The organism is Oleiphilus sp. HI0061 (genome assembly GCF_001635675.1).
Map to the genome: position 1 here is coordinate 1 of NZ_LWFE01000132.1, position 968 is coordinate 968.

The following is a 968-nucleotide window of genomic DNA, read 5'->3' on the forward strand; positions in this document are numbered from 1 at the left end:
TATCCCTGCACGACCATTAATAATCGCAGCGGTTGGAAAATCTGGACCTGGAATAATTTCCATCAACTCTTCACAGGTAATATCACTATTTTCCATCAGAGCAAGGCAAGCACCAACAACTTCAGTTAAGTTGTGTGGTGGAATATTAGTCGCCATACCAACAGCGATACCTGACGAGCCATTCACCAACAGGTTAGGAACTCTAGTCGGCATAACTTCGGGTATCTGCTCGGTACCGTCATAGTTAGGAACAAAATCGACTGTTTCTTTGTCCAAGTCAGCAAGCAACGAATGAGCAAGCTTCTGCATACGAATTTCGGTATATCGCATCGCAGCTGGGTTATCACCATCTATGGAACCAAAGTTACCCTGTCCATCTACAAGCATGTAACGCAAAGAGAAAGGCTGAGCCATTCGTACAATCGTATCGTATACGGCGGAGTCACCATGAGGGTGATATTTACCGATTACGTCACCGACGACACGTGCTGACTTCTTGTACGCCTTGTTCCAGTCATTCCCCAGTTCGCTCATCGCAAACAAGACTCGACGATGCACAGGCTTGAGACCGTCACGCGCATCAGGCAAGGCACGACCAACGATAACACTCATCGCATAATCGAGATACGACTGCTTCAATTCGTCTTCAATATTAACTGGAAGGATTTCTTTCGCTTGATCACCCATATGGACAGCGTTCCTGTTTATTCTGATTATTAAAATAAAGGTCGCGATTCTAACATATTTGAATGTCAAAAGTGACCATATTTAAACTTTTTGAAGACTAAAAACTGGAGACTATGCGAGGAACTACTAAGCTGATAGATAAACCNACGGCTTCTATATAGCGCCCTTTTATTATGTACAGACTAGCGTACCCTCAACTATGAAAAAATTCTTACTTGTTGAAGACAGCTCGATTGTTGTAAAAATCATCAAACACATCAACAAAAGCAATGCTGGCTTCC

Annotated in this window: 1 protein-coding gene; it reads right to left on the bottom strand. The window is 43.1% G+C overall.

What is annotated here, in order from left to right; genetic code table 11:
* Positions 1-687 (bottom strand): DNA gyrase subunit A (locus A3735_RS01605; protein WP_304439953.1); only part of this gene is annotated, 687 nt, incomplete at its 3' end.
* Between the last annotated feature and the right edge of the window lie 281 nt (positions 688-968).